General features: G+C 40.3%; 21 protein-coding genes. 10 read left to right on the top strand and 11 right to left on the bottom strand.

Annotated elements, in window-relative coordinates; genetic code table 11:
• Positions 1-227 precede the first annotated feature (227 nt).
• The 4 genes from ACULLH_RS18650 (at position 228) to ACULLH_RS18635 (ending at position 2838) form a co-directional block, all read left to right on the top strand.
• A complete protein-coding gene (locus ACULLH_RS18650; RefSeq protein WP_454090259.1) occupies positions 228-689 on the top strand; it encodes a hypothetical protein in 462 nt (153 codons plus the stop codon).
• A gap of 77 nt (positions 690-766) precedes the next feature.
• Positions 767-1489, top strand: coding sequence for a hypothetical protein (locus tag ACULLH_RS18645; RefSeq protein WP_454090258.1), 723 nt, complete (start codon positions 767-769; stop codon positions 1487-1489).
• A 72-nt stretch (positions 1490-1561) separates the two neighbouring features.
• Positions 1562-2344, top strand: a complete 783-nt coding sequence (locus ACULLH_RS18640; RefSeq protein ID WP_454090257.1) for a tetratricopeptide repeat protein — start codon at positions 1562-1564, stop codon at positions 2342-2344.
• A 92-nt stretch (positions 2345-2436) separates the two neighbouring features.
• Positions 2437-2838, top strand: coding sequence for a hypothetical protein (locus ACULLH_RS18635; protein WP_454090256.1), 402 nt, complete (start codon positions 2437-2439; stop codon positions 2836-2838).
• Between the two features lie 357 nt (positions 2839-3195).
• On the opposite strand, the gene ACULLH_RS18630 is transcribed toward ACULLH_RS18635, so the two are convergent.
• Positions 3196-3660: a hypothetical protein gene (locus ACULLH_RS18630; RefSeq protein WP_454090255.1), complete on the bottom strand. Its 465-nt coding sequence runs from the start codon at positions 3658-3660 to the stop codon at positions 3196-3198.
• A 203-nt stretch (positions 3661-3863) separates the two neighbouring features.
• Here ACULLH_RS18630 and ACULLH_RS18625 point away from each other — a divergent pair, with 203 nt between their 5' ends.
• Positions 3864-4196, top strand: coding sequence for a single-stranded DNA-binding protein (locus tag ACULLH_RS18625; protein WP_454090254.1), 333 nt, complete (start codon positions 3864-3866; stop codon positions 4194-4196).
• A 160-nt stretch (positions 4197-4356) separates the two neighbouring features.
• Complete coding sequence (locus tag ACULLH_RS18620) at positions 4357-4743, top strand: hypothetical protein (protein WP_454090253.1); 387 nt, start codon at positions 4357-4359, stop codon at positions 4741-4743.
• Positions 4744-4995: 252 nt separating this feature from the next.
• Here ACULLH_RS18620 and ACULLH_RS18615 read toward each other — a convergent pair whose 3' ends face one another.
• The 6 genes from ACULLH_RS18615 to ACULLH_RS18590 form a co-directional block, all read right to left on the bottom strand.
• Complete coding sequence (locus ACULLH_RS18615) at positions 4996-5517, bottom strand: ferritin (protein WP_454090252.1); 522 nt, start codon at positions 5515-5517, stop codon at positions 4996-4998.
• Between the two features lie 71 nt (positions 5518-5588).
• Positions 5589-6425, bottom strand: a complete 837-nt coding sequence (locus ACULLH_RS18610; protein ID WP_454090251.1) for a phosphatase PAP2 family protein — start codon at positions 6423-6425, stop codon at positions 5589-5591.
• A gap of 102 nt (positions 6426-6527) precedes the next feature.
• On the bottom strand, positions 6528-8651 hold the full coding sequence (locus ACULLH_RS18605) for a Tex family protein (protein WP_454090250.1): 2124 nt from the start codon (positions 8649-8651) through the stop codon (positions 6528-6530).
• Between the two features lie 24 nt (positions 8652-8675).
• Positions 8676-10751, bottom strand: coding sequence for a methionine--tRNA ligase (gene metG / locus ACULLH_RS18600; RefSeq protein ID WP_454090249.1), 2076 nt, complete (start codon positions 10749-10751; stop codon positions 8676-8678).
• Positions 10752-10905: 154 nt separating this feature from the next.
• A complete protein-coding gene (locus ACULLH_RS18595; RefSeq protein WP_454090248.1) occupies positions 10906-12618 on the bottom strand; it encodes a DUF1501 domain-containing protein in 1713 nt (570 codons plus the stop codon).
• A 9-nt stretch (positions 12619-12627) separates the two neighbouring features.
• Positions 12628-14136, bottom strand: a complete 1509-nt coding sequence (locus tag ACULLH_RS18590; protein WP_454090247.1) for a DUF1800 domain-containing protein — start codon at positions 14134-14136, stop codon at positions 12628-12630.
• 168 nt (positions 14137-14304) lie between these two features.
• On the opposite strand from ACULLH_RS18590, the gene ACULLH_RS18585 reads away from it, so the two are divergent.
• The 3 genes from ACULLH_RS18585 to ACULLH_RS18575 all read left to right on the top strand — a co-directional run bounded on the left by ACULLH_RS18585 (position 14305) and on the right by ACULLH_RS18575 (position 16690).
• Positions 14305-14664, top strand: coding sequence for a YraN family protein (locus tag ACULLH_RS18585; protein ID WP_454090246.1), 360 nt, complete (start codon positions 14305-14307; stop codon positions 14662-14664).
• Between the two features lie 58 nt (positions 14665-14722).
• Complete coding sequence (locus tag ACULLH_RS18580) at positions 14723-15382, top strand: aspartate kinase (RefSeq protein ID WP_454090245.1); 660 nt, start codon at positions 14723-14725, stop codon at positions 15380-15382.
• Positions 15383-15529: 147 nt separating this feature from the next.
• Entirely contained in the window at positions 15530-16690 is a 1161-nt protein-coding gene (locus ACULLH_RS18575) for a serine hydrolase domain-containing protein (protein ID WP_454090244.1), read from the top strand.
• On the opposite strand, the gene ACULLH_RS18570 is transcribed toward ACULLH_RS18575, so the two are convergent.
• Positions 16670-17386, bottom strand: a complete 717-nt coding sequence (locus ACULLH_RS18570) for a Dph6-related ATP pyrophosphatase (protein WP_454090243.1) — start codon at positions 17384-17386, stop codon at positions 16670-16672. The genes ACULLH_RS18575 and ACULLH_RS18570 overlap by 21 nt on opposite strands.
• A gap of 177 nt (positions 17387-17563) precedes the next feature.
• Here ACULLH_RS18570 and ACULLH_RS18565 point away from each other — a divergent pair, with 177 nt between their 5' ends.
• Complete coding sequence (locus ACULLH_RS18565; RefSeq protein ID WP_454090242.1) at positions 17564-18373, top strand: helix-turn-helix domain-containing protein; 810 nt, start codon at positions 17564-17566, stop codon at positions 18371-18373.
• 27 nt (positions 18374-18400) lie between these two features.
• On the opposite strand, the gene ACULLH_RS18560 is transcribed toward ACULLH_RS18565, so the two are convergent.
• From ACULLH_RS18560 to pdeM, 3 genes are all read right to left on the bottom strand, one after another.
• Positions 18401-18964, bottom strand: a complete 564-nt coding sequence (locus tag ACULLH_RS18560; protein ID WP_454090241.1) for a hypothetical protein — start codon at positions 18962-18964, stop codon at positions 18401-18403.
• 49 nt (positions 18965-19013) lie between these two features.
• Positions 19014-22532 (bottom strand): transcription-repair coupling factor, encoded by a 3519-nt coding sequence (gene mfd, locus ACULLH_RS18555; protein WP_454090240.1) that lies wholly within the window; start codon positions 22530-22532, stop codon positions 19014-19016.
• Positions 22533-22607: 75 nt separating this feature from the next.
• Positions 22608-23240, bottom strand: a complete 633-nt coding sequence (gene pdeM, locus ACULLH_RS18550) for a ligase-associated DNA damage response endonuclease PdeM (RefSeq protein WP_454090239.1) — start codon at positions 23238-23240, stop codon at positions 22608-22610.
• Positions 23241-23290: the final 50 nt, after the last annotated feature.

Raw genomic sequence — 23290 nt, 5'->3', positions numbered from 1 at the left:
AAAAATAAAACGTTTTACAACATTGGCTATAATCCAGCCCTTCCCTGCCACTAAAAAGAATAATCCCTAACTTTAATAAAATCAAGAACAATCCTTAAATGATTCCTGCACGTGGCTTGCTCCACAGATCAGAGGTAAAGTCCAACGCTTTGCTTCGCTGCACTGCAAAGCCGCTACGAAGTCATGGCTGGGACCGTTTTAAGTAATTTTAATCATACACTAAGCAAATGAGTTTTCTGAAAAAACTGTTCGGAAAAAAAGAACCACAACCAATCGGAGAATACGAGCAGTATCTTAAGACACGAGAGGAAAAAAAGTATGATGAAAAGGCGCAATTTATTTGGGACAACTATGTTCCCAAAAAAGGACAAGCGGAATTTGTTGTGGGAGAATTGTTGAGAGCTATTGAAAAACTTCGGGACGAAGCGAATAGGAACGGGAATGTTAATTTCAATGAAAAATGCCATGGAATTCTGGTTGACTATCTGAGGGAAAAACTTACGGACGAAAAAGTATTCGATTCAGAAACGATTCGAGAAATAAATGGTGAGCTGGACTTGTTAAGAATTGAGGACGAGCCACAAACGGGAGATGAAATATACGACTGGATATCGGACAGAATTATCGACTGGAATTTAGTTTACACAGAGCCGATAAAACACAATAAAAACCCTGAATTGTACTGTTAAAAACTGCTTGCAACAATGGCTATAACTCATAGCTTCGCAACGAAATTATAGCCGAGACCGTTGGATTAATTAGAGGAATGAACATTTTTGACAGAATAAAAAATATAATCGACAGACAAAAAGCCATTGATGAATTTTACGATGATGTTGAAAATCTGGATGAAGTTCTTCTAGACAAAAGATTACAAGTTTTTCAAGAAGTAGTTACACCTAGATTGTCCAAAATCGGACTTAAAAACTGGAACGGAAAATACCTATGGTATAGTGACTTCAATAATGAAGGAATCAAACACGTTGTTGAATACAATGTTTTAAAAGGTTTTGGAGGGTGTTTTTCATTTGGAAATTGTTTTGATTGTGTTCCGACAATTTCTGGAAAAAAACTTGTGAATCACCGAACCGATAAATCAACTAAAATTATTTACTTCAAACGTTTGGAAGGTTGGCAGGAAAGCTATGAGAAAAACAAGCCAATTAATCCCGATAGAATAAGTACAGTTAATGAACAAAAATTCAGAGATAGTTTAGAACGAGTACTTTTTAATAACGTTCAGAAAATTAAAAGTTGGTTCGAAGGAAAATCAACATTGGAAGAAAATATTAACGGACTTCTTTATGATGTAAAGAATCCTGCATTGGAAATCGGACAGAGAATAATCTCATCTGAATATATACTGGCTTTTCTGTATAAACGAAAAGGTGATTTAAGTTCAGCCGAATTTTGGTTAAATGAACATTTCAAAAAGGGAATAAACTCTGAATCGGAAATTGAATTACTGACAAAAAGAATAAAAAACTAATGCCAACAATGGCTATAACTAATAGCTTCGCAACGAAATCATAGCCGAGACCATTGTGCAACATTTGACCAAATGAAAATAAACCTAACAATAATCTACTTTTTCCTATCAATTTCAGTGATAGGACAAAATAATCCCATGGAATTGTATAATACCGGAAATTCAAATTTCAAATCTGGGAATTTTGAAAAAGCTATTGAAAATTATTCGGAATTAATGAAAATTGTAGACGAAAAAACAGTCCAAAAGACTTGTTATATAAATCGTGGACTTTCATACGACCGACTTAAAAAATACGATTTAGCAATTGCTGACTTTACAGAAGCAATTAAGTTAGATAGTACAGATATGGCTTCCTTTATTGACAGAGGGCTTTCAAAAATGCACGCAGGATATTTGGAAAAAGCAAAAGAAGACTACAACTATGTTGTTTACAAAAACAATAACGGTAGAATTATGGAAGCTGCATTATATTGGCTTGCTCGAATTCACTACTCTCAAGGAAAATTCGAGGAAGTAATAGAAAACTGCGATAGATATTTTATAATAAATTCAAAAGACCCTGAATTGCATTTCATTCGTGGAACTGCAAATGATATGCTTCGGAATTTTGAACAGTCAATTAAGGATTACGACAAAGCAGTTGAAATAAAGCCAAACTATATTCAAGCGATTGCTAATCGTGGAACAGCAAAGATTAATCTTTTGACCGGAAATGGGAATTTACAGCCAAGTAAAAAAGAAACAAAAAGTGCGTGTAAAGATTTAAAAAAAGCAAAAGAGCTTGGCGATAATGCAGTTGACGATTTGATTTACGTCTATTGCGATAGAAAAGAAAAAACAAAACGGAATTAAGAAAACGTTGCACAACAGTGTATAACCGCAATTCCGAATATTAACGCATATAAATCCGTAACTGACGGTTATACGAGACCGTTGGCAACAATATGAATAAATCAATAATTCTATTACTCTTGATGGTAGGACTTTCTTCCTGCGAACAGAACCTGAAATGTGTTGATTTTAAAAATGGGACTTTTTTGATTCCCGGAGATTCCATTTACCCGATTAGCTCTAATATTATTCGCAAAAATGGACGACAAGTTGAATGGGAAAAGGCTGGGGACAGTACTCACACAATTATAAAATATTTGGACGATTGCAACTGGATTTTGACCTATGATAAGGAGCTGAATGAATTGGACGAACTAGAACAGCTAATAAACAACTCGGGCGGAGTAAAAGTTGAAGTTTTAGAAATTAAAGGGGACACACTTTTCTACAATGGGGTTTTAAAAAATGATACTTTGCTTTTTGAGCAACCTGGGACTATTATAAAACTGAAATAAATACCGTTACCAACAATGGCTATAACTCGTAGCTTCGCCACGAAATCCTAGCCGAGATCAATAGTTATAATTTAATTAAAATGGTACCAAGCAAAACAAAAATATTCTTAGTCCATTTAGTAATATTCATTGCACTTGGTTTAATTTTCTTTTTATCTTCAGAATCTATAGTGAAATATCTATTTCCTGAAATCCATAATGTAGTGTTATGGCTGTACTTGCTAATTTTTGGGTATTTGGCGCTATTTGTCGTTTTAACCATTTCTTGTATCATTTTCTTAGGTAGAAGAAGAAGAAAAATAAAAAACGCTAGCTAACAACGGCACCTATTTACAAAGTAGGACAAAGGCCCAGTATCTAGAGAAGCATCAAATCCCTTTTGACTTTTTCAAAATCTTCCATTATAAAGACTCTTGTGGATCTAATAAAGGTATGCTCGGATTCCATAAGTAGGATTATTTGCTTTTTGGACTCTTCTATTTCAAAAGATAAATCAAAGGCTTCTTTGAAAATTCTATTCTCAGTGGCAAACTGAATTTGGAACTTATTTTTTGTCTCAATCATTTTCCCTGAATACTTTTCTTTTTTACCGGTTTCATTGGAAATAATTGGAGGTTTGAACTTTATACCATTATCGGCTTCAAATGACATTATTGCTGCTATCACTTCGTTCGTTAAATCTTCCCCCTTGTACTTAATTTCTTCTAAAATGTAGCTGCTATCCAAAAACCTGATGATTTTTGCCTCCTTAGATTCGCATGAACTTAAAAAACTAATAATGATAAGTAAAAAAGTAACTTTAATTCTTGCAATTTGCTGCATACTTTCAAAGTAGGATTATTGTATAAAAATAGCCAAAAACCCACCTGAATCGGAAAAGAAAGGTCTGACAATCATTTACATCCGTTTACAAACGAAAACAAATGTTTTAAAACCGATTTGTGTTTTTGACCCATACTAAGTTTGCCCTGTCGGACGATAAGAGTTCGATAGTATTAACTGTTTAACACGTAAAATTTTAAATCATGAATTCACTTAGAAACAGAGTACAGTTGATTGGAAACTTAGGAAATGACCCAGAAATGGTAAGCTTGGACAGCGGCAACAAGCTGGCTAAATTCTCCATCGCCACAAATGAAACCTACAAGAACGCACAGGGTGAAAAGGTAACGGACACCCAATGGCACAATGTTGTTGCCTGGGGGAAGGTAGCTGAAATAGCAGAAAACTACTTGGTAAAGGGAAAGGAAGTGGCCATTGAAGGCAAATTGGTATCCCGTTCGTATGAGAATAAAGAGGGTGAAAAACGATATATCACTGAAATCAAATGCAACGAATTATTGCTTTTGGGCAAGTAATTGTTGCTACATCTTAACGAGAAAGGCGGTCAATTGACCGCCTTTCTTTTTGATTTTCAAGGTTTAACAGTAAATTAAAGAAAGATGATGCAACCATTTGAAGTATTTATTGTCTTATATATGAGGTCAAGACAAGATGAAATTTGTTCGAAAACATATCATGATTTTAGCAAGCTGCTGCTATATCGGGGTTTCCGCCCAGGATACCCAGCATAGCCTGCGTTTTTATGAGGAGTTGGCACACAGGGATGCTGGCTACGAACATTCCTTTCAAATGATGAACCACCAAGATGAACAAGATTATTGGGCCGACCAGCAAGATTTTGAACGGGATCTGGGAACAGCCGACTTTGCTTCCTATCTTATTTATATGAAAGGCAAAAAGGATGCCTACCTCCATCATTTGCAGAGCTGCACAAGCTGTATGCACAGCGAGCTATACCTTAAAAAAGCAAGAGAGTATCTTTCCGCTACGGATTTTGATAGATTACTGAAACCTGAGGCCAGTGAGATGGTCCAGAATGTTCCTAAGAAAAGACAGCATTAAAAAAGAAAACCGCCTTTTGGGCGGTTTTTTATGCAACTTTCTTTAAGAGGTCAAAACAAGGACAGCGTTTGCAGCGCTTGTTTTCGCTCTTTTTATATTTTTTACAACATTTAGTCTTGCAGTTGGAAGGACAAAGTTCCTTCAGTTTAGACTTGTTGTTTTTCTTTTTTTCCTTCTTTTTTCCCATTGCAATACGCAAACGGGACAAAAATAGTTATTTTAAATTAATCTAAATAAAAGATTTATCAACAATTATTCACCTGCCGTATCCGAAGCTGCACTTTCAACGGTCAATTGCTGAATGTCACGGTCAAAAAGATACAATCCCCCTTTGTCATTCCCGATAAGGTTGATTTTATCCAAAACGGTGCGCGCTAAGGCTTCCTCTTCCAATTGTTCTGCAACATACCATTGCAAAAAGTTGTGGGTGGCATAATCTTTCTCCTCCAAAGTCACATGGACCAATTCGTTGATGCTCTGCGAAACAAAGATTTCATGATCATATAGTTCTTGGAACATCGCTTGAAGTGTTCCGAAATCGGTTTTTGGTGCTTTAAGGTCCGAAATATGGGCATGTCCCCCTCGTTCGTTTACATATTTTACCAATTTGAGCATGTGCATGCGTTCCTCATCCGAATGGCCGTACATAAACCCAGCAACACCTTCCAAACCTTTTACTTCTGCCCAAGAGGCCATGGATAAATAGACTTGTGATGATTCTGCTTCTATTCGAATTTGCTCATTGAGCGCTTTTTCAAGTTTTTTGGATAACATGTTCTTTCCTTTTTAGAATGCTAAAATTACGAAATGGGTTTGACTCCAGATACTACGGAGTCATTATGAGACTAAAACTGAACAGCTACCCCCATGGTTCCGGGACCAAAATTGAGGTTCCAGCTTAACTTTTTTTGATTTCCATTGTATTTTTCATCGTATTTGGAATCAAGATACCGATCTATGGATTCAACGATGAAAATACTCAACACCGTACTGAAGGCTATATCGGATATCCAATGAAATTCATCTGTGACCCGAGCGAAACCTGGAATCAACCCGACGGTATAAATTCCCGCCTTGACCCATGGATTTTTAAATTGTTTTGCGATGGCATAGGCATTTGAAAAGGCCAGCATGGCATGGCCCGACGGAAAGGAGTCATAGTTGAATACCCTATTGAGATGAAAGGGGTCATATACATTTGAAGAATCTCCACTTTTGGGTCGCGCCCTACCGATTATTCGCTTGCTTACCTGTTGTAAAAACCCACCGGCAGTTGCCGAAGCGATCAACAACACTCCGGTTCTTCGCAATTTTTCATTTTTGGTGAACAGACCTGCTAAATAAACTCCTCCGGTAATCATGTAATTGTTCTCGGGACTTCCATATTCGTTACCGTAGTCTACCAAAAAATCAGGGACATCCTCCCTAAAACCTCCGACCCAATGATTAAGCTCATCATCCACCGTAAAAAGTGCGGCCGTTCCTGCTGCCATATACCCAAGATTGGCCCAGTCGTTTCCTTGCCAATGAAAAGGACGGCTGTAGGCATGTCCAATACCACCAAAAACGTTGCCCATGTCATAGGTAAAATTATTCCAAAGGTTATCTTTTTTGATGTTGAGGTCTTGGGCGGTCGTGGAAATTGTTAAAAGCAACAGAAGAATGGTAACGAATGGTCTCATAGCTTTGGAGGTTGAATAACTAAAGTTAAAAAAATAATTTTCCGAAGAAATAATTCTGGTGGATAGGACGGGATTTTATTTAGAACATTACTATACAACTATTTATTTGTGCAGTGCCAGCTGAATGCGCTTTCTAGGGATATCCACATCCAAAACCTTTACAATGACCTGTTGGTGCAGGCTTACATGCTCGTTCACATCTTTTACAAATGAATCCGAGAGATTGGAGATATGTATCAACCCACTCTCTTTGATACCAATGTCCACAAAGCAACCGAAATTGGTAATGTTATTGACGATGCCGGGGAGTAGTTGCCCTTGTCTTAAATCGGTAATTTGTTTAATGTTTTGATCAAAGGTGAATACTTTGGCCTTTTCCCTGCTATCCAACCCTGGTTTTTCCAGTTCCTCCAGAATATCTTCCAAAGTTGGCATTCCCACAGTATCTGAGCAGTAAGCTTTTAGGTCGATGCTTTGTAAAACAGTTGTATTTCTGATGATATCCGACAGGGACACTCCCTTGTCCTTGGCCATTTGCTCCACAAGCGCATAGCTTTCCGGATGCACCGCAGAATCGTCCAGCGGATTTTCACCTTCTTTGATGCGTAAAAAACCTGCTCCCTGTTCGAAAGCTTTTCCACCTAAGCGCGGTACTTTTTTAATTTGCTGTCTGTTGGTAAAGGCACCATTTTCGTTCCGATAATTGACAATGTTCTCCGCCAGTTTGGGACCGATTCCGGATACATAGCTCAACAAGGGAATACTTGCTGTATTTATATTGACTCCTACGGAATTCACACAGCTTTCAACTACCGTGTCCAATGATGTTTTTAGTTTACTTTGGTCCACATCATGCTGGTATTGACCTACACCAATTGACTTTGGGTCTATTTTGACCAATTCCGCCAAAGGATCAGCCAATCTGCGACCTATGGAAACAGCACCTCTCACCGTAACGTCGTAGTTGGGAAATTCGTCCCGGGCAATCTTGGAAGCGGAATAAATGGATGCTCCTGCCTCACTTACCACAAAGACCTCGATTGGCTTTTTGAAGGCGATGCGTTTGACCAAACGCTCCGTTTCCCGTGATGCTGTGCCGTTACCAATGGCAATAGCTTCAATTTTGTGTGCATCCACCAAGGAGCTTATTTTTTTGATCGCGCCGGAGCTATCATTTTGTGGAGGATGCGGATAAATGGTTTCGTTATGTTTTAAATCACCCTGCGCATCCAAGCAGACCACTTTGCAACCCGTTCGAAAACCTGGATCTATGGCAAGGATGCGTTTTTCACCCAGAGGAGCTCCAAGCAACAGCTGTTTTAGGTTTTTGGAAAAGACTTTTATGGCGTCGGTATCGGCCTTTTCCTTGGCATTTTTTAAGAGCTCGTTGGATAAGGAAGGAAACAAAAGTCGTTTGTAGGCATCAGCAATGGCCAGTTCAATTTGCGTTGTGCACGCATTGTTTGATTTGATGATACGCCTTTCCATGTTTTCCAAAGCCCTTTTATCATCGATTTCGATCTTAACCCGTACAAATCCTTCTTTTTCAGCCCGTAGAATGGCTAAAAACCGATGCGAAGGGCAGCGATTTAAGGATTCGTTCCAATTAAAATAATCCCGGAATTTTTGCGCTTTCTCCTCATCCTTTTTGGTTTTTACGACCTTGGTGACGAGAACGGCATGGCGTTCCAGTTGATTTCTCAGCTGGTTTCGAATATCCGAACGTTCATTGATCCATTCCGCAATAATATGGCGTGCACCCTCCAAGGCTTCATCCTCATTCGGAACTTGATCATTGAGATATTTTGAGGCGATGAATTCGATTTCATCACTTCGCTGGGCCATAATGATTTTGGCCAAAGGTTCAAGCCCATGCTTACGAGCGGTCTCTGCTTTTGTTTTTTTACTTTTTTTGAATGGAAGATAGAGGTCTTCCAAACTGGTCAGGTCAGTACAGTTTTGAAATCTGGACTCAAGTTCTGGAGTAAGCAATTCTTGTTCTGCGACTGCTTTGATGATTGCTGCCTTTCTTTTTTCAAGGGCCTCAAACTCCGCTTTAAATTTTACAATAGAACCAATTTCTATTTCATCCAGATTACCTGTGCGCTCTTTTCGATATCGCGCGATAAAGGGAACCGTGCAATCCTCGTTTAACAAGGCGACGGTGTTGGCCACACTTTTTTCGGAAAGTTGGGTGTGTTGGATGATATATGGGATGAGCTGCATAAATTATTTTTGGTAGAAGTAGGGTTAATTTATACCCTCTCCGTTTCCAACCCCATTCTCATCCGGGTTGACAAAAACCAATTTGCCTTCTTGGTTTTCGGTCATCAGAATCATGCCTTCACTTTCCACACCGCGAAGTTTTCTTGGGGCCAGATTCACCAAAACCGTTACTTGTTTGCCTACAATATCCTCGGGCTTAAAACTTTCTGCAATTCCGGAAACAATGGTTCGCGTGTCCAAGCCAGTATCAACTTTCAATACCAAAAGTTTGTTGGCCTTGGGCATTTTTTCAGCCTCAACAATGGTTCCTACGCGCATATCCAATTTGGTGAAATCATCAAAGGTGATGGTCTCTTTTTGCGGGGTAACTTCCTTCTCCATTTGTTCATTTGTTTTTTTAGTGGCCTCCAGTTTAGCAAGTTGAGCTTCAATTTCCTTGTCCTCTACTTTACGGAAAAGCAGTTCACTTTTATTGATCTGATGTGCTGAATGAAGTAAGGTCTCTTTTGAACTTAGTTCACTCCAAGAGGTCTCTACCTCGCTCGACCTGACATTTAAAATGTTTTTGAGCTTGTTCGAGGTGAAGGGTAAAAACGGTTCGCTGAGAACGGCCAATCCCGTTGCAATTTGTAGGGCAACATACATTACGGTTTTTACGCGCTCTTCATCCGTTTTAATCAATTTCCAAGGTTCTTCATCGGCCAGGTATTTATTGCCCAGTCTTGCCAGGTTCATCAACTCTTGGCTAGCTTCCCTAAAGCGATAACGCTCCAACGAATTATCAAGAATTTTAGGAAAACCCTTTAGGGTTTCCAAAGTCTGTTTGTCAACCTCTGTGAACTCCGAAGGTGTTGGCACAACACCGTCGTAATATTTATGGGTTAGCACTGCAACACGGTTCACAAAATTTCCAAAAATGGCAACCAGTTCGTTGTTGTTCCTAGCCTGAAAATCTTTCCAGGTAAAGTCATTGTCCTTGGTTTCTGGCGCGTTGGCCGTCAAAGCATAGCGCAAGACATCCTGCATGTCTGGAAATTCCTCCAAATATTCATGAAGCCATACCGCCCAGTTTTTGGAAGTGGAAAGTTTATTTCCTTCCAAATTCAAAAACTCATTAGCAGGGACATTTTCAGGAAGCACAAAATCCCCATGGGCTTTCAGCATACTCGGGAAAATGATACAATGGAAAACGATGTTGTCCTTCCCGATAAAATGAAGCAATTTGGTGTCCTTATCTTTCCAATACGGTTCCCAGTCCTTCCCCTCACGTTCAGCCCATTCCTTAGTTGACGAAATGTATCCTATGGGGGCATCGAACCAAACATATAGCACTTTTCCTTCACCACCTTCCACAGGGACGGGAATTCCCCAATCCAAATCACGGGTAACCGCTCGGGGTTTTAGGCCATCATCTATCCAAGATTTGCATTGACCATACACATTGGGCTTCCAATCGTTTTTATGGCCTTTGATAATCCATTCTTTTAAGAAATCCTCATACCGGTCAAGAGGTAAAAACCAGTGCTTTGTTTTTTTCAAAGAAGGAACAGCTCCGGTAATTGTGGATTTTGGGTTGATCAGATCCGTAGCATTTAGGGATGAGCCACAGTTTTCACATTGATCACCATAAGCTTCTTCATAGCCACATCGGGGACAAGTGCCCGTTACAAATCGGTCGGCTAAAAATTGTTGTGCCTCTTCATCGTACAATTGCTCAGTGACCTCTTCAATAAAATCGTTCTGGTCATACAATCTTTCAAAAAAATCTGAGGCTGTCTTATGATGGACTTCTGCGGATGTCCTGGAATAATTGTCAAATGAAATTCCAAAATCAGCAAAGGACTTTTTAATGATTCCATGGTATTTGTCAATGATTTCCTTTGGAGTGACCCCTTCTTTTTTCGCCTTCATTGGAATGGCCACACCATGTTCATCGCTCCCACATATAAAAGCAACGTCGTTCCCCTTTAGGCGTAAATAACGCGAATAGATATCTGCTGGGACGTATACTCCGGCCAAGTGACCAATGTGTATGGGTCCGTTTGTGTAAGGAAGGGCAGCGGTTATTGTATATCGCTTTGGGGTCGTATTCTGAGACATTTCCTATCTGGATTAAGCCCCAAAAATACTCATTTTAGGTAAAGCCGAATACTGAGTTTTATAAAAAAGGAAACCTCCGAATCGCGCATTCCAAAATTGGGGTGGGGACATGCACAATCGGAGGATTCTGGAATTTGTACTTTATCAATAAAAACTACATGATCATTACCGATTTACTCATTCTTTCTTCACCTACAGAGATGCGGTAAATATATTTACCGGTTGCCAGTGTATCTCTCATTCTTTCTCGGATATTGATCTCGGCAGAGCCTTCCAACATCATCTCATTGAAAACTGTACCGACGTTCTGACCAAGTATGTTGTATAATTGAATATCAACATGGGCGGCGACAGGCATTTCCAAATAAATGTGCGGGGTTCGCTCTGTTGGATAGTAAGGTCTATGGACAATTGCGGCCAAAGCATCTGGATCTGGATCCATGCCATCTGGGCTCGGTGGAGTATCCGGAAGTGTTGGTGGATCACTATCCATAGCGATATCGTCGAAAACTTCACCACTACAGTTAAAGCCAAGATCGATCGCCTGATACTGGTAGCCTACTAAATGTTGTTCCACTTTTTCGCGAGGTACACACAGCCATTCAGCCAGTACCGTACCATATAGATTTCGGAAGTCCATGGTGTATTCCAAGTTACCTCTACTGTTCGGACTATCCAAAGATGGGTGGTCGCCCACAAAGGCACTTCCATTCAATCCTGATCCAAAGAAAAGTGTAGGAGCAGCTTTACCATGATCGGTTCCATTGGAACCATTTTCAAAAATCCTACGTCCGAATTCGGAGAAGGTCATGCTCAACACTTTGTCATCTTGCTCAGTGAAAGCAACATCCTCATAGAAATTGTTGATGGCAATAGAAAGATTGGTCATCAAACGCTCGTGCGCAAGAGGCTGATTACCGTGGGTATCAAAACCTCCCATGGAAATCATATATACCTTGGTGCCAAGGTTACCCTTGATCAATCTTGCCAAAAGAGCCAATTGTCTCGCAAAACCATTGTCTTGATATTCGACCTGATTTTGTCCTCTTTCATAGGCTTCATGGATTTTACCAGCATATTCATACGTGGTATTGGCAACTCCTCTTAAGAATTTAAGCTGATCGCCATACATACAGTTATCGAATGGGGCATTTTCGATATCATAAAAGAATCCGGTCTGCGCAATTTCTTCCAACTGATCAATATTGTTGGTCACAAATGCGTAGTTGGTTTCCTCTCCTTGGAAAACCAAATTGGACAGGTTTCCAATTTGGATTGCCGCAGGTGCTTCAGGCGGATTGATCAAGTAGTCAGGGTAGCAATCTTCAAAATGTCTACCCATCCAACCAGTGTCCAATCCGGTGAACCCTGTTGTTGTGAGATCGGTGTTGGCAAAAATGTCGGATCCGGTAAAATGGGATAGACTTTGCCCTTCATAACCTACTCCGTGAACAGCTTTAAACTGTCCGTCACCCCATAAGGGTTCCAAGGAGTTCATGTAGGTAGGTACACCGAAATCGTCGGTAAGTTTTAGGACCTTACTTTCTGGGATATAAATGTTAGGCCTTGCGTTAGCATAAGTATCATATTGTTGTATAGGAATAACAGTACTCAATCCGTCGTTTCCTCCAGACAAACGAATCAAAATCAGAATATGATCGGTCTCAGCATCTGCAATCGCAGATGTTAAAGGTGATGGTGCCGAGGCAGAAACTAAACTGCTTCCTAGGAACATGGATCCGGAACCGGCTATACCCAATGCTTGGATAAAGGACCGTCTGCTCCATGCTTTATGTTCTAAATCGTGGCCTTCGTGTTCAAGGCCTTTGTGGGGTGATGTATCGTGGGTATGATGAGTATCGCACATGGTGTAGGGTTATTTTAGTTGAAATTCAGGTTCTCTAGATAAATGTCTCAGTAAAACATATACTTGGGTAGGTACTTCCATACTTGCAGAAAGTATCCAAAGACTCAATCCGCCAGGCACATAGTCCGGGGAATAGTAGTTTTCTGGAACATCATCAATTTTGAAGGCATCCATTGCATTTTCAAAATCTTGATCTGTCAATAGGCCTTTTGGCGTGAATTTGTTCACTAAAGCACGTACTACGGTTTCAGGGTTACTGGTATTTGCATCGGCAGCTCCCACCGCGTCCATGGCCAATGTTCTAAACTGTTCTGGGTTGGCTTGGAAGAAGCGCTCCAAGAACACTTCCGCAGTCAACCAGCGACCTATAATAAAATTAGTGTTGATCCACTGTCGGTCTCTTTGCCAACCAGCAACATCAAAAGGATCGAACATCGTCTGTCCTATTAACCTTGAGGCATCAACAACGTTGAGTACCGTATTATCATCATAGGTAAAACCTGTTTCCTTGATCATACCCATGTAAAGGTCGAACGGACTTTTTATAATGACACCAATGGCGGTTTCATCAAAAAAGTGCTGACTTTTAAAAAGTTGACGAAGTACAGGGGCTAATTCAAAATTGTTGGCCGTAAATGTGGCGGCCATACCATTAATAATGGTCTGGGCATTACCTGTAGCATCATCAGAATCTGGATGAACAAAGAATTCGTATAATTTTTTGCAGATAAACCATGCAATTTCATTTGGTCTTTCAGTAAACAGGATATTGATGACATCATCATACCCCCAATTACCGGTCTGGCCAAAGATGGTTTTGTTCTCCGTATTAAAATCTGCAGGATCAAATGTAACTTGGGTACAACCTACCTCACCATTTTCGGTATATCCTGAGATTGCTTTCGAAGTTTCAATAATATCTTCTTCTGTATAATTGTTTCCTTCACCAAGCGTGAAAAGCTCGTATAACTCACGGGCATAATTTTCGTTCGGATTGTTACCACGGTTTCTAACCCCATCCAAATAATAGAGCATGGCGCTGGTCAATCCAATTTCACTTACAAAAGTTCTAAAGTTTCCTATGGCATTTCGCTGCAGACAGTTTATATAATAATATAAAAAGGAACTACAATCATAAACATCCAATTCTGTTACAAAGTGGTTGTGCCAAAAAAAGCTTAAACGATCTCGAAGATTGTTATCTAAAAGAGAATTGCCATAGGCAACGGCAAATTCTTCTTGTTGTGCCCTTCTTAGTTGCCCTGCAAGATCATCGTCCTCCGGATAATCGTCATTAGTCCAATCGGCCCACGCGGGTGGTGCAATTGGCGCAAGCGCAAGCGCTTGGTCTACAAGGTTGTCTACAAGGTTGTCGGCTGTTTGGCCCACAGCTGCATTAATGGTCTGTACCGAGGCACTAAAACCTAGTCTTCGATACAAATGGGCCGCGCGCAACTCATCCAAGGGATCAGTATACGGCGCCAATGTCGAGGAATTACAATTGATAAAGTACTCCATAGCAATGACTGGCGTTAATTGGTCTATAGTTTTGGGGCAACTATAATGTTTAGTAACGTTGGGTGTGGTTCAATTGAACCGACAAATTACAATCTTAACGCTGTTTTCACCATGAACTACCAAATTTTTCGATGAACTGCACTAATTTTTTAATATTTTTCAAAATACATGGGAAAACACAATGAATTTGGAAAGCTCGGTGAGCGGAAGGCCCTGGATTTTTTAACAAAAAGCGGCTATACCATTCTATGCACAAACTATCGTTACCGAAAAGCGGAGGTGGATATTATTGCCAAGAAAGATGATATTTTATGTGTTGTTGAGGTGAAGTCAAGAACTGAAAGTTTTCTAGAAGATGTTGCGGAATCCATCAATAGAAAGAAGATTAATTTGATTGTGATGGCGGCTAATCAATATATAGAGGAAAACGATTTGGATTTGGAGGTGCGCTTCGATATTGTTTTGGTCCTTAAAAAAGGAACGAGGTTTGAGGTGGAACATACAAAAAATGCTTTTTACCATTTTTAACCATTTGTTTTATTTGTAACAATGTGTTATTTTTGTCTCACCAATCCAAACCAATCCAATGAAAACAATTTCAGCAGTAGTTGAACATTACATTAAAAAGAAGCCGTTTCTTCAAAGTGCCTTGGCACAAGGGATTATAAATCTTACCTCATTATCACGGCAGATCAAACCGGAAATTTCCGAAGCCTTAGGGAAAGAAGTAAAGGATGGGGCCATTGTTATGGCGCTCAAACGTCTTTCCGACGACCTTGAATTTAGGGCTACCCACAGAATTGTAAAGGTCCTCAAAAATATAGGGGAGATTACCGTTCGTTCCTCATTGACCGACTATACCTTTTTGGCCTCTGACACCATATTGGGACAACAAGCCAAATTGTTGGAGGAAGTCAATATGAACCAAGATGTATTTTATACATCATCTCGGGGAGTGAATGAGATCAATATTGTAATCAGTAGTATAATGGACGGTGTGGTAGAGAAGTACTTCAAGCATGAGCGTTGCACGCAAAAAGCGGAAAATCTTTCATCAATTACCGTAAAATTGCCTGCTGAAAATGTTTCAGTACCCGGAATCTACTATTTTATCTTTCAGCGTTTAGCATGGGAAGGTATTGTACTTTATGAAGTTATCTCTACTACAAATGAGTTCACCATTTTGGTGAACGAGGAACAGGTCGATGTAGCTTTTAAAACTATAAAGGACCTGAAAAACCTTTAGTGATTTTTAAAAACCAACATACTTATTTTCTCCAATCTCCTCGATAGGGAAACGGAGTGATGTAATGATGATTTAATTTCCGCTACTAAGTTTCTAGAATAGAATTGCAATCACTAACTTGATTTCCAAAATCAAGTATTCCTTATAATGAAAAGAAGTACTCATCTAATTGTATTTTTGATTTGTTTGTTGGGGTCACAACATATAGTTGTTGGCCAAGACTTTTATTTTCCAGAGCGAAACGAATCATGGAAGAAAGCGACACCTAATCAATTCACCTTCAACCAGAATAAGCTACAAGCGGCCATTGATTTTGCAATGGAAAATGAATATTCAGGTTCACGGGATTTACGCCAAGCTATTTTGAAGGGATTTCAAAGGGAGCCGTTTCATGAAATTCTTGGTCCTACCAAGAAACGGGGCGGGCCTGCAGGAATGATTCTAAAAAATGGCTATCTCCTAGCCTCTTGGGGAGATACTAAAAGAGTGGACATGACTTTTAGCGTTACCAAAAGCTTTCTTTCCACTACAGCTGGCTTGGCATGGGATAAAGGACTTATTTCGAATATTGATGATAAAGTGGGAAGGTACATTTGGGATGGTACTTTTAATGGCGTGCACAATGAAAAAATTACATGGGAACACCTACTTCAGCAGAACTCTGATTGGTCCGGTGAACTATGGGGATTGAAAGATTGGGCGGACCGTCCTCCGCGCGAAGGTGGGTTGGACGATTGGAAATTTCGAAAACTCAACGAACCAGGAACGGTAATGGAATACAATGATGTTCGGGTCAATGTTCTGTCCTATTCACTGACACACCTTTGGCGCAAACCCCTTCCAATGGTTTTGAAAGAACATTTCATGGATAAGGTAGATGCCTCTACTACTTGGCGTTGGCATGGATATGATCACGCCTGGACAGAAATTGATGGCATACAGATGAAATCAGTAACCGGAGGAGGGCATTCAGGTGCGGGATTGTTTATTAGTACTGAGGACATGGCACGTTTCGGATTGGTTTTTTTAAACCATGGAGAATGGAACGGTCAGCAAATAATCAGCAAAGACTGGATTGCAAAGGCTACCGAACCTTCTGTCCCCAATGTTAATTATGGTTACATGTGGTGGCTCAATAAAAAAGGATCTCGACATTGGGAGGGTGTCCCGGAGCGGCTGTTTTATGCAGCAGGTTTTGGAGGTAATTTTATAGTGATTGACCAAGAAAGTGGGCTCATGCTGGTCACCCGCTGGTTGGAACCCCAAAAAATTGGGGAGTTCGTAAAGTTAGTCTACGACGCCTTTTAGCAAAACGTCGCAAAATCCAAATTTGATAGGATTCTGTTTGTCGGATGGATTGTCATAAGTTCTGAAAATAGTTTCTCCCAAATCGAATTCCACGGGGGAGTTAAAAATCGGTCCATCAAAACAAAAAGTATGGAACTCTCCATTCTCGCCACAGGGATCAACATCTTCCGGAAATTTATCAATCAGTTCCAACGAAAGCTCCTTTCCTAAAAAAGAAGCATCCAACAGGGAATTGTTGATGCAAACAATGACCGCGTGAAACCCCAATTCGAAAAACTCTTCAAGCAGTTCCCGCGTATCTCTTTTCCAAATAGGGAAAATAGTTTGTACCCCAACGGATGATAACATTTTTTCCCGATACACCTTAAGGTCTTCCAAAAAGATATCGCCAAAAGCGGTGTGTGTATAACCTCTATTTTTTAAGTCGTCAATTTTGTTGCCCATTAAGGTACTGTATTCCTCCATTGAAGGACTTTCTGGAACTTCAAGAACATCCAAGGGAATTCCAATGGCTTCAGCCTGGGTTTCCAAAACCGCTCTACGAAGACCATGCATGGACACCCTATTATAGTGTGCATTGACCGTGGTCAACAAGCAATCTATTTTATAGTGATTTTGTTGCTGCAAATAATAAAGGGCCAAAGCGGAATCCTTTCCCGAACTCCAATTAAAATAGGTTTTTGGTTTTTTAGACATGAGCCTAAGATATCATATTCAAGTTGTAAATCGAATATTCAGTTTAAGAAGATTTGCATCTGGAACAAGGTTCACAGCTGAAATGTCGGGCAAATGTCGGGCTAAATCCAGCCAAAATTTTTGTGATCCTCTGGTTTTGAGTGTAACATTGTTGCAGATATCCAAAAGACAAACGAGATGAAACAACCGGAGTTAGGATTAAAAATCAGTGAATTACGAAAACAAAAAGGATTTACCCAAGAAGAATTGGTGGAGCTTTGCAATATTAATGTACGCACATTACAACGCATTGAAAGCGGAGAAGTCACCCCAAGAAGCTATACGGTAAAGACTATTCTATCCGCTTTGGATTATGACTTGGAGAACCTTAAAGAGAGCGAGTCAGCATTGGGAGCTTCCCCAATTGGTTTTATTCCACCCAAGGAAGCAAAATCCATTCATTTTCTGTTGACACTGGCGTGGATTTCAGGTCTTCTCTTTCTGATTTCGGCAATTTTTGAGGGGATAGCGGATTATGTACGGATAGAGGATAACGAATTCATTTATGGGCAATGGGGACATTTGACCGTAAAAATCCTTGTTCTGGTTTTCAATCTCTTGTTTTTATATGGCTTTTTGATTTCAGGTAAATTGCTTAAAAATTACTTGATGAAGATTGCCACAGTATTAATGATGGTTGCACTTATCGCCTTTTATGGTTACGACATGGTATCCATATTTAATGAAATCCTGGAGATTGAGGCTGTGTTCCTTGCAGAGGCCATCATCTTTGGAGCTTTGGGAATGTTGTTTGGAATATCAATTTTAAAGTCCGGCAAAAAACTGCGAACAATTGCTTTTGCGGCCGGAGGCTCCGAACTGCTGATGTCGTTTTGCTTGCTAACAGTTTTCTTGACACCACTGGCCCTATTTCTTTTTTTTCCTACTGTGATTTTGGAAATGGTTTTACTTTTTAAGATTGCATTGCTGGTGAAAGAAAAAATATAACAGTTCAAGTTAGACAACCCTCGGATATCAAACCGTCTTCTTTGATTTAATCCATAAATCCACACCAAAACCGATTAAGGCCAACCCTGCAATTCTTGGGAGAAGTTTGCCAATTGGAACCCAGGTATAGATCAAGGGCATGATACTGGCAATTATGAGCAGTACCGCGGGCCATTTATTTAAAAGTTTTGCTTGGATGGTTTTTATCCCAAAAAGTAAAAACCCCAAAACAAATCCTACCCCACCGATTACACCGATAATGTGCGTCGGTCCATTTTCTTGAACCTCCTGCCAGCCAACCCCCTGGATTATTTCTGAAATTCTTGCCACATCCAAAAACAGCCACGGGGTAAACAGTGCACAGCCCATAATAATGAGGAAGAAGGACACAAATCCCAGAATCCCCAATTGTTTGTATTGAAACCCATAAATACTTATAAATGCAAATATGGCAAGTACATATCCGGCCAAAACCATTGAAGCTCCGGGCAATGAATCCCGACCAATATTAATGGTCCATCCAATGGCCAACAGCAGACCGGAGACGATTCCGCATAAAGCGCCCAATCGAAAAAGAAGATGCTTGTTCACTGAAGGATTGTTTCTCCAGACAATTTAGTGAATTTATCAGTGTTTTTGATTAATTGGAAACCTCTTCCGAAACCGCTACAGGAGCTAAAGGCTGTAAAGCCGTAAGTGCTTTTTCCACGCTGGTAATCCCATCAAAAACCAGCAGTAATCGCAATCCATTACGGGTTTGTTTTTCTTTTAATTGACACGCTTTGGGGTTGGATTGCACATAATTTAAAACTTGGGTGAAAGCCGAGCTTTGGTAAAAATCGGATTGTTGGTCGGCAATAAAATACCCCAAGAACTTATCTTTCTTCAAAATAACCCGCTCCAATCCGATGCTGTTGGCGATCCATTTAATTCGTACCGAGTTTAAGAGATCCACAGCTTGTGAGGGCAGTTCGCCAAAACGATCGATCAACTCCTGTTCATACTTTTGTAAACCTTGCTCGTCTTGCACCTCATTCAATTGGGTGTATAAATTGAGACGTTCGGTGATGTTGTTGATATAATGATCAGGGTAGAGCAATTCAAAATCAGTATCGAGCTGGGTATCTTTTACATATACTTTTTCTTGTTGGCCCTCAACCTCTTCGTAGAGTTCTTTAAACTCATTCTCTTTGAGTTCTTCGATGGCCTCAATCAATATTTTTTGATAGGTCTCAAATCCTATTTCGTTGATAAATCCGCTTTGCTCACCACCCAATAGGTCTCCTGCGCCACGGATCTCCAAATCTTTCATAGCGATATTAAAACCGCTTCCCAACTCTGTAAATTGTTCTAGGGCTTCAATACGTTTTCGGGCATCCGGTGTCATCACTTCATATGGCGGGGTAATAAAGAAGCAGAACGCCTTTTTGTTGCTTCGTCCAACCCGACCTCGCATTTGGTGCAAATCACTTAGTCCAAAGTTATTGGCATTATGGATAAAAATGGTATTGGCATTGGTTACATCCAGACCACTTTCTACAATGGTGGTAGAGACGAGTACATCGAATTCTCCATTCATAAAAGCCAACATCAACCGTTCAAGTTTTTTACCTTCCATTTGACCGTGTCCTATTCCGATTTTGGCGTCGGGTACCAAACGTTGGATCATTCCGGCAACCTCTTTGATGTTCTCAATACGGTTGTGGATAAAAAATACCTGTCCACCACGCTGAATTTCATAGGAAATAGCATCACGGATGATTTCCTCATTAAATCGGATTACCCTGCTTTCAATAGGATAGCGATTCGGAGGAGGAGTATTGATGACTGATAAGTCACGGGCTGCCATTAAACTAAATTGCAGCGTTCTGGGGATGGGTGTGGCGGTCAATGTGAGCACATCCACATTTTCCTTGATGGATTTGAGTTTATCCTTTACGGAAACACCGAATTTTTGTTCTTCATCCACGATCAATAACCCCAGATCCTTGAACTGCACATTTTTGTTCACCAACTGATGGGTGCCAATGATAATATCAATTTTCCCTTCGGCGAGGCGTTCCAAGATTTGCCGTTTCTCTTTGGCCGTTCTGAAGCGGTTGAGATAGTCGACCGTCACTGGAAGCTCACCCAATCGTTTTTTGAACGTATTGTTATGCTGAAATGCCAAAATAGTGGTCGGCACCAAAATAGCTACTTGTTTACCGTTGTCAACTGCTTTGAATGCAGCCCGAATGGCCACTTCGGTTTTTCCAAAACCGACATCCCCGCAAATCAAACGATCCATGGGGCGCTCACTTTCCATGTCCCGTTTTACATCTTGGGTCGATTTCTCCTGATCGGGAGTGTCCTCATAAATGAAAGATGCTTCCAGCTCATGTTGCAGGTAACTATCCGGAGCGTATTGAAACCCTTTTTCCAGACGACGCTTTGCATACACTTTGATGAGGTCAAAGGCAATTTTTTTAACGCGACTCTTGGTTTTTTGTTTCAGTTTTTTCCAGGCCGCCGAACCTAGCTTATAGATTTTTGGGGCCGCTCCGTCCTTACCGTTGAATTTTGAAATTTTATGGAGGGAGTGGATACTCACGTATAGAATATCCCGGTCGCCATAGACTAGTTTAATGGCCTCCTGCTTTTTCCCTTCAACATCTATTTTTTGAAGTCCACCAAACTTTCCGATTCCATGATCTATATGGGTCACGTAATCCCCAATTTCCAATTTGTTCAGTTCTTTTAGGGTAATGGCCTGCTTTTTGGCGTAGCCATTCTTCAATTGGAATTTGTGATAGCGTTCAAAAATTTGATGGTCCGTGTAGCAGGCCAGTTTTAAATCTTGGTCGATGAATCCTTGGTACAATGGGAAGACGACCGTTTTATAATGCACTGTTTGTTCTACCTCTTCGAAAATGTCATTGAAACGCTTGGCCTGTTGCTCTGTGGAACAAAAAATATAATTGGTGAAACCTGAGGTATGGTTTTCATTCAGATTTTCAATGAGCAGGTCAAATTTTTTGTTGAATGCGGGTTGAGGTTTGGTATTGAATTCAATAATGTCACTTCGACTTCGCTCAGTGACCATATTGCCTGAATTTGGGTTGCTGAGCGTAGTCGAAGCACCCACTTCCACTAATTTAAAATCCTCCAATTGTGATTTTAACAGTGTTGAGGTCACAAAAAGTTCTTCGGGTTTGGCATGCTTCAGCTCACTTTCAAGTTTAGCGAAACTTTCCTCGGCTTTTTCAAAAAACGAATCGATTCGTCCATAGAGCAAATCCAGATTTTTTGAAAAGATGACCGTTTTTGGTGAGATGTATTTTAAAAAGCTTTCTCGGGATTCCTGTAGAAATTTATTTTCCACATTTGGAATAATGGTAATCTTCTTGACTTTTTCCGTTGATAATTGGGTCTCTACGTCAAAAGTCCGAATGCTGTCAACTTCATCCCCAAAGAATTCTATACGGTAAGGTTGATCATGTGAAAATGAGAATACATCAACAATACCACCACGAACCGAAAATTCGCCGGGCTCCGTGACAAAATCCACCCGATTGAACTGATATTCAAAAAGCACCTCATTTAAAAAATCGAGGGATAAAGTGTCTTCCAACTTAATTTTGAGCGTGTTCTTATCCAGCTCTTTTCTTGTGACCACTTTCTCAAACAATGCATCGGGATAGGTAACAATTACCGCCGGTTTTTTTCTGGAATTGATGCGGTTCAAGACCTCTGCCCTAAGTAATACATTGGCGTTATCAGTCTCTTCAATCTGATAAGGTCGACGATAACTTCCGGGGTAGAAAAGCACTTTATTTTCCCCAATCAATTGTTCCAGGTCATTGAGGTAATATGCAGCTTCCTCCTTATCGTTCAACAATACCAAAAATGGTAATTCTACGGAGTTGAACAAGGAAGAAATGGTAAATGAAAGGGAAGAACCTGTAAGGCCTTTAACATTGATTTTTTCAGATCGGGCAATAGCATCCCGCAATTTCCCGAGTTGGGGAGACTGTTCAAAAAGTTGAAAAATCGATGCTTTGGTCAATCCAAAAACTTTGCGGCAAATATAAAATGAATTGTCCCCATGAAGGGACTTTAAGATGTTTTTTTGCAAAAGAATTTCATAATATGTCATTCCGTGCTTGACACGGAATCTCATCTAATTTTTCGGCTGTTGATTCCTGCTTTCCCTTCGACTGCGCTCAGGGTGACGCGCAGGAATGACAATTCAGAGTTAAACTTTCACCACTTCGTCCTCAACAATCACAAAAACCTCGTCGTCTTTTTTTGGTTTTAGGGTATAGGTGCCGGTAAATTCCCCAAAAGCAGGGAAAATGAACTGATTTTTGGATTTGAAAAAACAGGAGAGGCGAAGATTTTGCCTTCCAAAACCTTTCAGCTTTATCGCTGGGTGAATGTGTCCACAGAAATTGAACAGACCTTCTCGTTCTTCGGGATGATGCGTCAAGAGAAAATCACCCATAATCAGCTCTTGAAAAATGGGGATTCCCAATGCTTCAAACTTATGTGGTGAAATAATATCATGATTGCCGGACACCAAAATGATTTCCGAAGGAGTTTTACCCACCCAGTTTTCAAACAGCTCCCATTCTTTGTTGAGGGTCGAGTGAAATAAATCGCCCAAAAAACAGATTTGAAAGGGGTTGAAATCGGATACAATCTTATCCAAGAGCAGATAGTTTTTATGGACCGCTTTTCGTGGAACTGCTGCCCCAAATTTTCTGAAGTGTGCAATTTTGCCCAGATGGACATCGCTGATCAACAACATAGATTTTTCCTGCCAGAACATCCCACCCAAAGGGTGAAGGGTAAAACTTTGGTTTTGTATGGAGATGGTTTGGGTCATGGATAAACAAAATTCCTTCCCTTTTGAAAGGGAAAGGAAACAGGTGCCAA

Source organism: Flagellimonas sp. 2504JD4-2 (assembly GCF_053642935.1).
This window is presented reverse-complemented; position numbering and strand designations above follow the sequence as displayed.

Excerpts from the sequence above, each read along its gene's own strand:
- ACULLH_RS18630 (WP_454090255.1), bottom strand. The coding sequence starts at position 3,660 with ATGCAGCAAATTGCAAGAATTAAAGTTACTTTTTTACTTATCATTATT.
- ACULLH_RS18635 (WP_454090256.1), top strand. The coding sequence starts at position 2,437 with ATGAATAAATCAATAATTCTATTACTCTTGATGGTAGGACTTTCTTCC.
- ACULLH_RS18640 (WP_454090257.1), top strand. The coding sequence starts at position 1,562 with ATGAAAATAAACCTAACAATAATCTACTTTTTCCTATCAATTTCAGTG.
- mfd (WP_454090240.1), bottom strand. The coding sequence starts at position 22,532 with ATGAGATTCCGTGTCAAGCACGGAATGACATATTATGAAATTCTTTTG.
- ACULLH_RS18575 (WP_454090244.1), top strand. The coding sequence starts at position 15,530 with ATGAAAAGAAGTACTCATCTAATTGTATTTTTGATTTGTTTGTTGGGG.
- ACULLH_RS18615 (WP_454090252.1), bottom strand. The coding sequence starts at position 5,517 with ATGTTATCCAAAAAACTTGAAAAAGCGCTCAATGAGCAAATTCGAATA.
- ACULLH_RS18590 (WP_454090247.1), bottom strand. The coding sequence starts at position 14,136 with ATGGAGTACTTTATCAATTGTAATTCCTCGACATTGGCGCCGTATACT.
- ACULLH_RS18610 (WP_454090251.1), bottom strand. The coding sequence starts at position 6,425 with ATGAGACCATTCGTTACCATTCTTCTGTTGCTTTTAACAATTTCCACG.
- ACULLH_RS18645 (WP_454090258.1), top strand. The coding sequence starts at position 767 with ATGAACATTTTTGACAGAATAAAAAATATAATCGACAGACAAAAAGCC.
- ACULLH_RS18585 (WP_454090246.1), top strand. The coding sequence starts at position 14,305 with ATGGGAAAACACAATGAATTTGGAAAGCTCGGTGAGCGGAAGGCCCTG.
- ACULLH_RS18595 (WP_454090248.1), bottom strand. The coding sequence starts at position 12,618 with ATGTGCGATACTCATCATACCCACGATACATCACCCCACAAAGGCCTT.
- ACULLH_RS18605 (WP_454090250.1), bottom strand. The coding sequence starts at position 8,651 with ATGCAGCTCATCCCATATATCATCCAACACACCCAACTTTCCGAAAAA.
- ACULLH_RS18625 (WP_454090254.1), top strand. The coding sequence starts at position 3,864 with ATGAATTCACTTAGAAACAGAGTACAGTTGATTGGAAACTTAGGAAAT.
- metG (WP_454090249.1), bottom strand. The coding sequence starts at position 10,751 with ATGTCTCAGAATACGACCCCAAAGCGATATACAATAACCGCTGCCCTT.
- pdeM (WP_454090239.1), bottom strand. The coding sequence starts at position 23,240 with ATGACCCAAACCATCTCCATACAAAACCAAAGTTTTACCCTTCACCCT.
- ACULLH_RS18650 (WP_454090259.1), top strand. The coding sequence starts at position 228 with ATGAGTTTTCTGAAAAAACTGTTCGGAAAAAAAGAACCACAACCAATC.
- ACULLH_RS18580 (WP_454090245.1), top strand. The coding sequence starts at position 14,723 with ATGAAAACAATTTCAGCAGTAGTTGAACATTACATTAAAAAGAAGCCG.
- ACULLH_RS18570 (WP_454090243.1), bottom strand. The coding sequence starts at position 17,386 with ATGTCTAAAAAACCAAAAACCTATTTTAATTGGAGTTCGGGAAAGGAT.
- ACULLH_RS18565 (WP_454090242.1), top strand. The coding sequence starts at position 17,564 with ATGAAACAACCGGAGTTAGGATTAAAAATCAGTGAATTACGAAAACAA.
- ACULLH_RS18620 (WP_454090253.1), top strand. The coding sequence starts at position 4,357 with ATGATTTTAGCAAGCTGCTGCTATATCGGGGTTTCCGCCCAGGATACC.